We start from the raw sequence: 13,139 nt of genomic DNA on the forward strand, positions 1-13,139 counted from the left end.
GGCCGGTAGAAGAGAGGCGCCGTGTTTGTTCTTCGGCTGCGCGCAGCGCGTCTGTTCGTGGGCAGTCGCGGAACCGGCTTTGCCGGGCCGCTGACTGCGCCCCCGGTAGGGGGTGGGCGCCTCGACACGAAGTGCGAGGCAACCTGGGGGCGAGCCTACTTTCTTGCATAGCGCTGCGCGAGCACCGCGCAGACCATCAGCTGCATCTGGTGGAACAGCATGAGCGGCAGCACGATGGCGCCGACCGCGTGCGAGGCGAACAGCACCTTGGCCATCGGAATGCCGCTGGCCAGGCTCTTCTTGGAGCCGCAGAAGACGATCGTAATCTCGTCGGCCTTGTCGAATCCGAGGGCGCGGCTGGCCCAGGCCGTGATGCAGAGCGCCAGGCCCAGCAGCACGGCGCAGACCGCGAGCAGGCCCGTCAATGCGGACATCGGCACCTGCTTCCACAGGCCCTCGATCACGGCCGCGCTGAAGGCTGTGTAGACCACCAGCAGGATCGCGCCGCGGTCGACCAGGGTCAGCATCGAGCCTCGGCGCTTGATCCAGCCGCCGATCCAGGGCCGCAGCAGGTGGCCGGCGATGAAGGGCACCATCAGCTGCAGCAGGATGCGCCCGATGGCGTCGAGCGATGCGCCGGCGGCGCCATGCTGCACCACGATCAGGTTGACCAGCAGCGGCGTGACGAAGACGCCGAGCATCGTCGAGGCCGAGGCGCTGCAGACGGCGGCCGGGATGTTGCCCCGCGCCATCGAGGTGAAGGCGATGGCCGACTGCACCGTGGCCGGCAGCACGCAGAGGAACAGCACGCCGGTGTACAGCTCGGGCGTGACCAGCGGCGTCAGCACCGGCTTGAGCGCGAGCCCCAGCAGTGGAAACATGACGAAGGTGGCGGCGAACACCAGCAGGTGCAGCCGCCAGTGCGTGATGCCGCCCATGATGGCCTCGCGCGACAGCTTGGCGCCGTGCAGGAAGAACAGCAGGCCGATCGCGACCGTGGTCAGGCGCTCGAAGAAATGGGCCGTGGCGCCGCTCGCCGGCCACAGGCTGGCCAGCGTGACGGTGGCGACCAGGGCCAGCGTGAAGTTGTCGGGGAGGTAGCGTGAACGTGCCATGGCGCCGATTGGACCGCGGCCGCATTCAAAAGAGAAATGGATTTATCGGATAGATATATGATTCTGTTGCATGAATGTGAGCCTGCGCCAACTGCGCGTCTTTCGCGCCATCGCCGATGGCCGCAACTTCAGCCGGGCCGGCGACCAGGTCGGCCTGTCGCAGCCGGCGGTCAGCCGCTCGATCCATGAGCTCGAAGCCCAGCTGGGCCTGAAGCTGCTCGACCGCACCACGCGCGAGGTGGTTCTGACCGAGGCCGGCCAGTCGCTGGCGCTGCGGCTGGCCCGGCTGCTCGACGAGCTCGACCAGGCGCTGGCCGAGGTCCACGGCATGGCCGGCGCGCGGCGCGGCAAGGTCCGGGTGGCCAGCAGCCCGACGCTGTCGGCCAACCTGATGCCGGCCTGCATCGCCGAATGCGCGCGGCGCGAGCCCGAGATCGAGTTCGTGCTGCTCGACCGCATCCAGCAGGACGTGCTGGACAGCGTGCGCGCCGGCGAGGTCGACTTCGGCGTGGTGGTCGAGCCGCCGGACACCGACGACCTGCATTGCGAGGCGATCCTCGACGACCCCTTCTGCCTCGTGCTGCGGCCGGACCACCGGTTGGCGGGCAAGCGCTCGCTGCGCTGGTCGGCGCTCGACGGCGAGGCGCTGGTGCTGCTCGACCACGCCTCGGGCAGCCGGCGCCTGATCGACGAGGCGCTGGCGCTGCACGGCGTGCGCTGCGAGGTGCGCCAGCAGGTCGGCCACCCGACCACCGCCTTCCGCATGGTCGAGCAGGGCATCGGCATCAGCGTGATGCCGGCGCTGGCGGCGCCGCCGAGCGGGCTCGCGGTGCTGGTCATGCGCCCGCTGCTGCCCCGGGTGCAGCGTTCGATCATGCTGGTGCATCGCCGCAACCGCGCGCCGGCGCCGCTGGCGCAGCGGGTGTGGGGGCTGATCCGGGACGTGGCCTCGCGCCGGGGCGACGCCAAGCCGTAGGCGGCCCGGCCTCGTTGAAACGGCTGTGTTGTTCCTCCCTTATTTTCTGGCCCGTCCCAGCTTGCGCCGGCTCGCGGGGGTGATCGCCCGCACCAGGTGCTGGATGAAGGCTTGCACCGGCGGCGTCAGCGTGCGGCCCTCGAGCGAGAGCAGCTGCAGCCGGCGCTGCTGCAGCGGCGCATCGGCGAAGGGCCGTGCGACGACCTGGCCCTCGTTGATCAGGTGCACCACGGTCAGGTGGCCTGCCAGCAGCACGTCGGGCGTGCGCAGCAGCGGCAGCTGCGCGGACGAGAAATTGCTGACGAAGGCGGGCCGGTATTGCAGGCCCAGCACGCTGCAGGCCTGGTCGAACAACTGGCGGGTGGTCACGCCCTTGCTGCCGACGATCAGCGGATAGCGCACCACCTCGGCCACCTGCAGCACGCGCTGGCGTGCCAGCGGATGGTCGGGGCGCAGCACGGCGTACACGGGCGCCGGCGCGGCATGCTCGATCTTCAGGCCGGGCTCGGGCGCCACCACGTACTTGAGCGCCACGTCGGTCTCGCCGCGCGCCAGCAGCAGGCTCACCTCGTCGGGTGATCCCACGTGCAGTTCGATCCGGCTGCCCGGGTTCGCGTCCCTGAATCGGCCCACCACGGCCGGCATGAAGTGCGAGGCGAAGCCCTCGGTGCAGGCGATGCGGACCCGGCCGGCCTGCTGGCCGCCGAGATCGCGCACCTGCTCGATCACCTGCTCGGCATCGAGCACGGCGTTGTGCAGGTGCGCCGACAGCTGCCGGCCCGCGGCGGTGAGCGACATGCCGCGCGCGTGCCGTTCGAACAGCGGCGTGCCCAGGGCGTCCTCCAGCTTGGCGACCTGGCGGCTGACCGCCGAGGGCGCCACGAACAGCCGCGCCGCGGCCTGGTTGACCGAGCCGCTGCGCGCCACTTCCAGGAAGTGGCGCATCGGAATGCTGAGCAAGGGAGGTGTCATGGTGGATCGCCTATTGCCTCAAAGGCAATGGGAGTGTGCCAAAACGATGATGGAAGCAAAGCCTTTCCGGCCTTGTACTTGCTGCACCTCCACGCAACGCAAGCACCGACCCATGACACGAACCGACGCCCTGGCCTTCGCCGCCGCCTATTTCGACGATGGCGCCTTCTTTGCCGACCTGCGGCGGCGCATCGCCTTTCGCACCGAGAGCGACACCGGCGCTGCCACGCCCGCGCTGGAGGCCTACCTGCGCGACGAGCTGATGCCGCCGCTCGAGGCGCTCGGCTTCGGTTGCGAAGTGATCGCCAATCCGGTCCTGGGCGGCGGCCCCTTCCTGCTCGCCCGCCGGATCGAGGGGGCCGAACTTCCCACGGTGCTGAGCTACGGCCACGGCGACGTGGTCAGCGGCCAGGACCCGCAATGGGCCGAGGGGCTCGGGCCCTGGTCGCTGACCGTCCGGGGCGATCGCTGGTACGGCCGAGGCACGGCCGACAACAAGGGCCAGCACTCGATCAACCTGGGCGGGCTCGCCGCCGCGCTGCGCGCCCGGGGCGGCCGGCTGGGCTACAACCTGAGCTGGCTGATCGAGATGGGCGAGGAAGCCGCCTCGCCCGGCCTGCAGTCGGTCTGCGAGCAGCAGCGCGAGAAGCTGCGCGCCGACCTGCTGATCGCCTGCGACGGGCCGCGCGTGAGCGCCGAGCGGCCGACGCTGTTCCTCGGCTCGCGCGGTGCGGTCAACTTCAGCCTGCGCCTGCGGGCCCGGCCACGCGGCTACCACTCGGGCAACTGGGGCGGCGTGCTCGCCAACCCGGCGACCGTGCTGAGCCATGCGGTGGCGTCGCTCGTGGACGCGAACGGCCGGATCCTGGTGGAGGCCCTGCGCCCGCCGCCGATCCCGCAGGCGGTGCGCGCGGCGCTGGCCGGTATCGCCATCGGCGGCGGCGCCGAGGATCCGGCCCTCGATGCCGGCTGGGGCGAGCCGGGGCTGAGTCCGGCCGAGCGCCTGATGGCCTGGAACACGATCGAGGTGCTGGCGCTCGGCGCCGGCTCGGCCCAGCGGCCGGTCAACGCGATCCCGGGCGAGGCGGTGGCGCATTGCCAGTTGCGCTTCGTGGTCGGCACGCCCTGGCAGTCGCTTGCTCAGATCGTGCGCGCGCACCTGGACGCGCGCGGCTTCGGGCAGGTCGAGGTGCAGGTCACGCTGGCCGGTGCCGCGACCCGGCTCGATGTCGAGAATCCGTGGGTCGAGTGGGCCCAGCGCTCCATCGTGCAAAGCTGCGGCCAGCGCGCCGACCTGCTGCCGAATCTCGCGGGCTCGCTGCCGAACGACGTCTTCGCCGGCCTGCTGGGCCTGCCGACGCTGTGGGTGCCGCATTCGTACCCGGCCTGCGCGCAGCACGCGCCCAACGAACACCTGCTGGCGCCGCTGGCCCGCGAGGGCCTGCAGCTCATGGCCGGCCTGTACTGGGACCTCGGCGAGGCCGGCCAGGTGCCCTGGCAGGCCGGTGCGCTGTCTTCGACCCCGCTTCCCTCCCATTGACCCCTTCGATCCATCCCCTCATGAACACACCGATCTCCCGCCGCGGCCTGTCCGCGCTCGCCCTCGCCGCCGCTGTCGCATTCGCCTTGCCGGGCTGGGCCCAGGACGCCTGGCCGAGCAAACCCGTGAAACTGGTCGTGCCCTTCCCGCCCGGCGGCGGCACCGACCTGGTGGCGCGGGCCATGGGCCAGAAGCTGGCCGAGCGGCTCAAGCAACCGGTGCTGATCGACAACAAGCCCGGGGCCTCGACCATCATCGGCACCGACGCGGTGGCCAAGGCGGCGGCCGACGGCTACACCCTGCTGCTGTCGGGCTCGACCAGCTACAGCGTCAATCCGGCCCTGCGCGCGAAGCTGCCTTACGACCCGGTGCGCGACCTGGCACCGATCGCGATCGTGGCGCGCACGCCGCTGGTGCTGGTGGTCAATAGCGGCGCGCCATGGCACTCGGTGGCGGAGCTGGTCGCCGCGGCCAAGGCCAGGCCCAAGGGCATCCGCTACGCGACTTTCGGCAGCGGTTCCGGACCGCACCTGGCCGGCGAGCTGCTCGCGCTGGCCGCCGGTATCCAGCTGCAGGACGTGCCGTACAAGGGCAGCAGCCAGGGCGCGGTCGCGCTCATCGGGGGCGAGATCGAGATCGGCATCGACACGGTGGCTTCCGTGGCGCCGCACGTGCGCTCCGGCAAGCTGCGGGCGCTCGGCATCGTCGGCGCTACGCGCTCGAGCCTGCTGCCCGAGGTGCCGACGCTGGCCGAGCTGAAGCTGCCCGAAGCCACTTTCGATGCCTGGTACGGCTTTGCCGCGCCGGCCCGGACGCCGCAGCCGGTGATCGACCGGCTGGTGCGCGAAGTCAGCGCGACCATGGCCGATCCCGCCTTGCAGGCCCAGCTTCGGGCCCAGGGCATGGAGCCGGTGGTCATCGGTGCGGCCGGGTTCCGCAGCCAGATGGAGAACGAGATCTCGCGTTACCGGGCGCTGGCGCACCGCGCCGGGATCGCGCCGGAGTAAGGCCGCCGCCTATCGGGCCGCGGCGTGTTCCTGTGGCTTCTCCTCGCGCCCGCCCGGATGGCGCGCGAAGCGCGCCGGATCGCGCCCGTGCACCGGCGCGGGGTCGGGCCAGGGCCAGCCGCCGAACTGGGTGCGGCGGTAGTCGGCCATGGTCTGCGCGATCTCGGCCTGGCTGTTCATCACGAAGGGCCCGTACTGGACCACCGGCTCGCCGATCGGACGGCCTTGCAGCAGCAGGAATTCGCCGGGCTCGTCGCCGTTGACCAGTTCGACCGCGGCGTTGGCACGCAATTCGATCGCCGCGCGGGCGTCGATCCGTTCTCCGGCGACCGCCACCGAACGACCCTTGAAGAAGTAGAGGCTGCGGCGCGTGCCCTCGCCGGTGGCTGCCGGCAGTGTCCAGCGTGCCTGCGGCTCCATCCGGATCGTCCAGATCGCCACGTCGGCATCGGCTTGGGCCGCCCAGGAATCCGGCGGTGGCGCCAGCGGTCCGCCGGCTCCCGGCGCGCCATCGATCGGCGCGATCCGGCCCGCGATGCTCGCGACCTCGGTCTTCCGGCCCTCGGCATCCGTGGCGGTGAAGCTCGGGATGTCCTCGGCCCAGAACATCGTGAAATGCGGCTCGGCCATCTTGCTGCGCGCCGGCAGGTTGAGCCAGATCTGGAACAGCTCCAGCGGGTTGACCGCGTCGGCGTTCAGCAACGGAAACATCTCCGAGTGCACGATGCCCTTGCCGGCCGTGAGCCACTGGACGTCGCCGCCGCCGAAGCGGGCGGTCGCGCCAAGCGAATCGGAGTGGTCGACCCGCCCCTTGCGCACGATGGTCACGGTCTCGAAGCCGCGGTGCGGATGGCCCGGAAAGCCCGGCACCGGATCGCCGTGGTACATGCTCCAGCCGTCCTTGCGGCTGAAGTCCTGGCCCAGGTCGCGGCCCGCGAGCGGGGCGTCCGGGCCCATCTGCGCGTTGCCCCGCGGGTAGGCATCGTCGTGGTAGGCGCAGAACAGGAAGGGGTCGATCGTCTCCCAGGGGAAGCCGAGGGCCTTGATCCGGAGGATGGGAGTGGCAGCGGAGGTGGTCATGGTGGCGCTTTCGTTGGGGCTGGCGACAGTGCGAATCCCTGGAAGATGGGGCCGTCGCGGCGCCGCGAAAGCCCTTGCCGTGGAACGCAGTGGCGCGGCCGATGGAACGATGCGACGGGCGCCGCCCCCCCATCGCATCACCCGCCACGCCCGAAACCGACACAGCCCCATGCCAGGGATACCGCGGAACCGGCTTTGCCGGGCCGCCGGTATCGCCCCCTCGAGGGGGCAGCGCCGCAGGCGCTTCGGGGGTGTTCCTAGTGACGATGCCCGTGATCGCCGTGCACGTGGCGATGGGCGATCTCTTCGTCGGTCGCCGGACGCACACCCGTCACGGTCAGGCTGAACTTCAGCGCCTTGCCGGCCAGCGGGTGGTTGCCGTCGAGGATCACCTGGGGGCCCTTGATCTTCATGACGGTGAAGACCTGCGGCTCGCCCTGGTCGTTGCGGCCCTCCAGCTGGCCGCCGACCTTGACGCCGGGCGGGAACTCGCTCTTCGGGATGGTGCGCAGCAGCGATTCGTCGCGCGCGCCGAAGGCATCCTCGGGTTGCAGCTTGAGCGTCGCCTGGAAGCCGGTTTCCTTGCCGTCGAGCGCGGCCTCGACCTTCGGGAAGGTGTTGTCGTAGCCGCCGTGGAGATAGACCATGGGGTCGCGGCCCTCGTCGAGCAGCTTCTGGGTGGTGGCGTCGGCCACCTTGTAGCGCAGGGTGACGACGGAATCTTTTTGAATCTTCATGGCTGGTTGGAAATGAACGCCTGTAATCGTCGCGCAGCATAAAGGAAGCACGGCGAGGCCGCGCGGGGCGCGTCGGCGCCAGCTGCAGCGACAGCCGGCGTTCGTCCTCGCCGGCGTGCCTGTCGCGAAGGCTGCGGCGCGCTGTATATTCATCCAGCCCCATGGCCGCCCTTCCTTCTTCCCCTGCCGACGCGCCGCTCACGGTGTCGGTCCGAACGCTTTGCGCCTTCGCGGCCAAGGCCGGCGACCTCGACCTGCGCTTCGTGCCGGCGCCCAGCGCCCAGGAGGGCCAGGCCGGTCACCGGCTGGTGCAGGCGCGCCGCGGGCTCGACTACGAGAGCGAGGTCGCGCTGTCGGCGCCGTTCGGCCGGCTGCAGGTGCGCGGCCGCGCCGACGGCTACGACCCGCGGCGCCGGCGGATCGAGGAGATCAAGACCTATCGTGGCGACTTCGAGCGCATCAAGGCCAACCACCGTGCGCTCCACTGGGCCCAGGCCCGAAGCTACGCCTGGATGCTGTGCCGGCGCGACGCGCTGGCCGCGCTCGACGTTGCGCTGGTCTATCTCGACCTCGTCACCGAGAAGGAAACGGTGCTCGAGGAAAGCTGGACCCAGGCCGGTCTGCAGCAGCACTTCGAGGCGCTCTGCGGGCGCTACCTGGCCTGGGCCGAGCACGAGGCCGCCCATCGCGCAGCGCTCGACCCGGCACTTGCCGCCCTCGCCTTCCCGCACGGCGGCTTCCGGCCCGGCCAGCGCGAACTGGCGCTGGCCGTGTATCGCTGCGCCACGTCCGGCCGGCCGCTGCTGGCCCAGGCGCCGACCGGCATCGGCAAGACCGTCGCCACCCTGTTCCCGCTGCTCAAGGCGCGACCGGCGCAGAAGCTCGACAAGATCTTCTTCCTGACCGCGAAGACCTCGGGCCGCGCGGTCGCGTTCGGCGCGCTGCAAACACTGGGCCGCGAGAAGGCCCCGCTGCGGGTCCTCGAGCTGGCGGCGCGCGAGAAGGTCTGCGAATACCCCGGGCGAGCCTGCAACGGCGACGACTGTCCGCGGGCGCGCGGCTTCTACGACCGCTTGCCTGCCGCCCGCAGCGAGGCCGTCGAGGCCGCCTGGCTCGACCGCGAGGCGCTGCGCGGCATCGCCCTCGGGCACGCGGTCTGTCCGTACTTCCTGGCGCAGGAACTGGTGCGCTGGAGCGACGTGGTGGTCGGCGACTACAACTACTACTTCGACGGCAGCGCCTTCCTCTACGCGCTCACCAAGGACGAGGAATGGCGCGTCGCCCTGCTGGTCGACGAGGCCCACAACCTGCTGGACCGTGCGCGCGGCATGTACTCGGCGCAGCTCGATGCGCCGGCGCTCGAGGCGGTGCGCGCCAAGGCGCCGCCGCCGATCCGGAAATCGCTGGGCGACCTGGCGCGCGAATGGCAGCTGCTCCAGCGTGAGCAGGTCGCCGCCTACCAGGCGCACGACCAGGTCCCGGAGCGTTTCGCGCGGGCGCTGCAGGAGGCGGTCTCCCTGATGGCGGAGCATTTCGCGGCGCGGCCCGACGAGCCGCCGGGCGCGCTGCAGCAGTGCTTCTTCGACCTGCTTCAGTTCGCCCGCCTGGCCGACAGCTTCGGCAAGCACTCGGTGTTCGAGGCGACGCTGGGCGCCGACGGCGCGCGTGCCCTGGCGATCCGCAACCTGGTGCCCGGGCCCTTCCTGCAGGCGCGCTTCGCGGAGGCCGCCTCGGCGGCCTGCTTCTCCGGCACGCTGGCGCCCTTCTCCTTCTACCGCGACATGCTGGGCCTGCCCGAGGACACGGCGACACTGGATGTGGGTTCGCCGTTCCGCAGCGAGCAGCTCACGGTGCGGATCGCGATGGACCTGTCGACCCGCTTTCGCGACCGCGACCGCTCGCTGGATGCACTGATCGACATCATCGCGGCGCAATTCGCCCAGCGGCCGGGCAACTACCTGGCCTTCTTCAGCAGCTTCGACTACCTGGCCAGCGCCTCGGCCGCCTTCGAGCGGCGCCACCCCGGGGTGCCGGCCTGGAGCCAGTCGCGCGGGATGCGCGAGGCCGAGCGCGACGCCTTCCTGGCGCGCTTCGTGGCGGGCGGCCAGGGCGTCGGCTTCGCCGTGCTCGGCGGGGCCTTCGGCGAGGGCATCGACCTGCCGGGCGACCGACTGGTCGGCGCCTTTGTCGCCAGCCTGGGGCTGCCGCAGCACAACGAGCCCAACGAGGTGATGCGCGAGCGCATGGACGCGCTGTTCGGCGACGGCTACGCGTACACCTACATGTACCCGGGCCTGCAGAAGGTGGTGCAGGCGGCCGGCCGCGTGATTCGCAGCGAGACCGATGCGGGTGTGCTCTACCTGCTCGACGACCGCTTCGCGCGGCACGAGATCCGCGCGCTGCTGCCGGCCTGGTGGCGGGTGCAGCCCCTGTTCGCTGCAACGCGCTGAAGCGCCGGGACCAGGCCGGCGCCGGGCCGCCCCAAGGCGGCCTGCGCCCCCTCGGGGGGCAGCGACACACGCAGTGAGGAGCGTGGGGGCCTCAGATCGCCGGGCCGCGTACCGCGGCGCTTCGGCCGATCTTGCGCAGCCTGGCCGACAGCTGGGCCTGGGTCTCGAGCTCGCGCTGCCAGAGCTCGTAGCCGGCATCGCTCGGGTGCAGGCCGTCGCGGGAACTCAGGCGCCGGGGATGGCGTGCGAAGGGGTCATCGTCGCGCTCCATGAACAGCGACACGTGGCGGGCGCCGTTCGCTTGCGCCACCTCGGCCACGATGGCCTGGAGCCGGCGTGCCCGGTAGGTGAACCACCAGCTCCAGGGCGGCAGCAGGAAGCGCAGGTTGCCGAGATTGCCGGGCGGCATGAAGACCACCACTTCGGCGTGCACCCGTGCGCGCTGCGCCACGCGCTGGAGGACGTCGCGCAGGGCGGCGTCGCGGGTCGTTCGCAGCACGTCGTTGGCCCCGCCGAGGACCAGCACCGCGTCGAAGCGCTCGTTGCCATCGAGCTGCGCCAGGATGTCGGCGAAGCGCGCCCCGGGCTCGGCCCTGTTGACCACGGTGAGGGACGGGTTGGCGCGCGACAGCAGGCCCGGCAGGCTGTACTCCGGGGCGCTGGCGCCGACGCCGCCGGCCGTGCTGTCCCCGACCACCAGCAGGCGCGCACCTTCGGGGCGCGCGTACCGTTCGAAGGGATGGGCGCGGCGCGCCAGCCGGGTCGACTCGCGCAGCCGCAAGGCCGCATAGCTCGCGGTCGCGGCCGCGAATCCGACCAGGATGGACAGGCCGGCGCATGCTGCAATGTGTTGTCTCTTCACGCTCGCTCCTCGATGCCTCGTGGAGCTTAAAGGTAGCGGATCGGGGGCGTTGTAGGAAGCGGCCGAACAGCCGACCTCCGACGCGCGGGGGCGCGAGCCCGATCAGGCCGTATCGGTGCGCTTGGAGGTCTCGCTCAACTGCAGCTCGATCCGAAACAGCCGCTCGTTGAGGATCGCGGTCTGCAGCCGCAGTGCCTCGATGATGGCGCGGGTGGGCGCATCGGGGGCGTTGTTCGACAGCTCCTGCAGTTCATGCAGCTTGTTGCGCAGTTCGTTGCTCATGGCGAGGCTCCATCGGGTCGGTGCGCCACATCGTAGTCGGCCCGCGTCGAAACGCGCTGCTATCGTTTTCTCTCAGTGCCGAAAGCCGATCACCAGCCCTAGCCGTGCGGGCTCGGCGGCAGGCTCTTCAGGTACAGGTGCAACGCCCGCACGTCGGTGTCGCTCATCTCGCGCAGCGATCCGAAGGGCATCACCTGCACCGCCGTGCCATCGGGCCGCGTGCCGCCCTTGAACAGCTTCTGGAAGGCCTCCGCGTCGGCATAGCGTGCCATGGCCGTGCCTTCGCCGGGCGTGAGATTGGCCGCCGCGGGCCAGTCGGGTGGCCCGCCGGGGATCTTGCCGCCGTTGAGCTTCTCGCCGTGGCAGCCCAGGCACATGTTCGCGACATAGGCGCCGTGCTTCAGCGTCACGCCCTCGGGTACCGGCTGTTCGGGCGGGCGCGCGTGGTCGATCTTGGCCGCGGCGTCCTGCATCAGGCCGAAGCCATAGAAGGTGCGCACCGGCAGCGGCAGTTCGACCACCGGGCCGCCACCGCTGGCGGGCGCCATGTGGCGCAGATGGGCGACCAGGGCCGCCAGGTCGTCGTCGGTGAAGCGGTTGTAGTCCTCGCTCGGCATCACCATCAGCGCCCGGCCCACCGGATTGACGCCATGGCGGATCGTGCGCTCCCAGTCGGCCGGGGTGTAGCCGGCCACGACGCTGCCGGGCCCGGGGCTGATGTTCGGCCCCGCGATGCGCATGCCCTTGCCGTCGTCGAGGAACATCGCGCCGCCGCCATGGGCGCCGTGGCAGTCGACGCAGCCGCGCGAGGCGAAGAGATAGCGCCCGCGTTCGATGGCAGCCGGGTCGTCGCGAAAGGCCACGCCCCGGACCTTGACGTCGATCTTGCGCTGCATCTTCTGGCGCGCGAGCTGGTCGCCGGCGAACAGCGCCGCCGCGACCAGCGCGACCAGCAGCGTCAAAGCCAGCCCGATGCGCTTGAGCCAGCGCTTGCTCGTGCCGGTCATGGCGATACCTTGGCGGCCGACGGCGCCGGCAGGCCGAGCATCTGCTCGCAGAACGCGGTCCGGCGCGCAGGCCGGCGGACTTCGAAAACCAGATAGCCGAGGCGGAGATCAGGAGGCATGGCAAACTCACTCTCAGATGGATGGATGAATCAAAAATGGTTGATGCGTATAAAAATGGATGATGGCGTAAGTTTCGGTCTGCCGTCCATATCACCTTTGCCAGAGGACCTGGCCGAAAGTGTGTGGCGGCCCCCCCAGCCCGGCCTGCTCAAGCGCGAGCGCACGCGGGTGCAGCTGGTGCAGGCCGCGATCAGGGTCTTCAGCGCCCGCGGCTACGCCGAGGCGACGATGCAGGAGATCGCCGCCGTTGCGGCCATGACCACGGCCACGGTCTACAACCATTTCAAGACCAAGGAAGACGTCGCCAGCGCGGTCGCGCTGCTGCTGGCCGACACGCTGTGCCGCCGAATCACGGCCAGCCAGCAGGGGGTCGCGGAAGGCGCCCAGCGCATGGCCATCGGCGTGCGGCGCTATATCTGGCTGGCCGAGGAAAGCCCGCAATGGGCGCTGATGATGATCGATGTGTCGGCGGCCGCRCCCGAACTGCTGCTCGAGATCCGCCACTACGCGCTGGCCGACCTTCGCCTGGGTGTGAAGCAGAAGGCTTTTCGCATCCCCGGCGAGGCGGCGGCGATGGACCTGATCAACGGCAGCGTGACGCAGGCCATGCGCACGGTGGCCCATGGCGCCGCGCCGCCGCAGCATGGTCGCGAGGTCGCGGCCTGCGTGCTGCGCGGGCTGGGCATGGACTGGGCCGAAGCCAAGGAGATGGCGCACCGGCCGCTGCCGCCCTTTCCGGCGATGGGTGTCGCCGCGCCGGCCGGCAAGAAGGCCGCTGCCCGCACGAAGCGCAGCAGCGGTTGAGCCAGGCCCTACGCCGCAGCCGCTTCGTCGAGCGGCGGGCACGGCCAGCCGAGCAGTTCGGCCAGCCGCCGCACGATCCATTCCGCCTCGGGAGGCGTCGCGCCCGCATCGGGCGACTTCAGTCCGGCGTGGATCCGCCGCAGGATCTCGTCCTCCGACGGTACCTCGACGTGGTGCAGCAGCTGCG

At 70.9% G+C, this 13,139-nt stretch carries 13 protein-coding genes; 5 read left to right on the forward strand and 8 right to left on the reverse strand.

The features are described from left to right. Positions 1 to 155 precede the first annotated feature (155 nt). Positions 156 to 1,115 (reverse strand): bile acid:sodium symporter family protein, encoded by a 960-nt coding sequence (locus AC1D2E_RS26485; protein ID WP_478200157.1) that lies wholly within the window; start codon positions 1,113 to 1,115, stop codon positions 156 to 158. Between the two features lie 70 nt (positions 1,116 to 1,185). Between AC1D2E_RS26485 and AC1D2E_RS26490 the strand changes: the two genes are divergently transcribed. After that, the gene (locus AC1D2E_RS26490) at positions 1,186 to 2,091 is read left to right on the forward strand and encodes a LysR family transcriptional regulator (RefSeq protein WP_478200158.1); all 906 of its coding nucleotides are present in this window, start codon (positions 1,186 to 1,188) and stop codon (positions 2,089 to 2,091) included. A gap of 39 nt (positions 2,092 to 2,130) precedes the next feature. Here AC1D2E_RS26490 and AC1D2E_RS26495 read toward each other — a convergent pair whose 3' ends face one another. Then, a complete protein-coding gene (locus AC1D2E_RS26495; protein WP_478200159.1) occupies positions 2,131 to 3,063 on the reverse strand; it encodes a LysR family transcriptional regulator in 933 nt (310 codons plus the stop codon). 112 nt (positions 3,064 to 3,175) lie between these two features. On the opposite strand from AC1D2E_RS26495, the gene AC1D2E_RS26500 reads away from it, so the two are divergent. After that, positions 3,176 to 4,603: a M20 family metallopeptidase gene (locus tag AC1D2E_RS26500; protein WP_478200160.1), complete on the forward strand. Its 1,428-nt coding sequence runs from the start codon at positions 3,176 to 3,178 to the stop codon at positions 4,601 to 4,603. Positions 4,604 to 4,623: 20 nt separating this feature from the next. Continuing rightward, the gene (locus AC1D2E_RS26505; RefSeq protein ID WP_478200161.1) at positions 4,624 to 5,610 is read left to right on the forward strand and encodes a Bug family tripartite tricarboxylate transporter substrate binding protein; all 987 of its coding nucleotides are present in this window, start codon (positions 4,624 to 4,626) and stop codon (positions 5,608 to 5,610) included. 9 nt (positions 5,611 to 5,619) lie between these two features. Here the strand turns inward: AC1D2E_RS26505 and AC1D2E_RS26510 are convergent, their stop codons facing one another. Then, complete coding sequence (locus tag AC1D2E_RS26510; protein WP_478200162.1) at positions 5,620 to 6,690, reverse strand: pirin family protein; 1,071 nt, start codon at positions 6,688 to 6,690, stop codon at positions 5,620 to 5,622. A gap of 257 nt (positions 6,691 to 6,947) precedes the next feature. Then, entirely contained in the window at positions 6,948 to 7,427 is a 480-nt protein-coding gene (locus AC1D2E_RS26515) for an FKBP-type peptidyl-prolyl cis-trans isomerase (protein WP_478171440.1), read from the reverse strand. A 161-nt stretch (positions 7,428 to 7,588) separates the two neighbouring features. Between AC1D2E_RS26515 and AC1D2E_RS26520 the strand changes: the two genes are divergently transcribed. Then, entirely contained in the window at positions 7,589 to 9,877 is a 2,289-nt protein-coding gene (locus AC1D2E_RS26520) for an ATP-dependent DNA helicase (protein ID WP_478200163.1), read from the forward strand. A 91-nt stretch (positions 9,878 to 9,968) separates the two neighbouring features. On the opposite strand, the gene AC1D2E_RS26525 is transcribed toward AC1D2E_RS26520, so the two are convergent. The 4 genes from AC1D2E_RS26525 to AC1D2E_RS26540 form a co-directional block, all read right to left on the reverse strand. Next, complete coding sequence (locus AC1D2E_RS26525; protein WP_478200164.1) at positions 9,969 to 10,739, reverse strand: SGNH/GDSL hydrolase family protein; 771 nt, start codon at positions 10,737 to 10,739, stop codon at positions 9,969 to 9,971. 102 nt (positions 10,740 to 10,841) lie between these two features. Then, entirely contained in the window at positions 10,842 to 11,021 is a 180-nt protein-coding gene (locus AC1D2E_RS26530) for a hypothetical protein (RefSeq protein ID WP_478200165.1), read from the reverse strand. A gap of 98 nt (positions 11,022 to 11,119) precedes the next feature. Continuing rightward, positions 11,120 to 12,028: a c-type cytochrome gene (locus tag AC1D2E_RS26535; protein ID WP_478200166.1), complete on the reverse strand. Its 909-nt coding sequence runs from the start codon at positions 12,026 to 12,028 to the stop codon at positions 11,120 to 11,122. Beyond that, positions 12,025 to 12,147, reverse strand: coding sequence for a hypothetical protein (locus tag AC1D2E_RS26540; RefSeq protein WP_478171357.1), 123 nt, complete (start codon positions 12,145 to 12,147; stop codon positions 12,025 to 12,027). The genes AC1D2E_RS26535 and AC1D2E_RS26540 overlap by 4 nt, the downstream gene beginning before the upstream one ends. 121 nt (positions 12,148 to 12,268) lie before the next feature. On the opposite strand from AC1D2E_RS26540, the gene AC1D2E_RS26545 reads away from it, so the two are divergent. Next, positions 12,269 to 12,952: a TetR/AcrR family transcriptional regulator gene (locus AC1D2E_RS26545; RefSeq protein WP_478200167.1), complete on the forward strand. Its 684-nt coding sequence runs from the start codon at positions 12,269 to 12,271 to the stop codon at positions 12,950 to 12,952. Positions 12,953 to 13,139 lie beyond the last annotated feature (187 nt).

Source organism: Variovorax sp. P1_H2, from assembly GCF_056405295.1.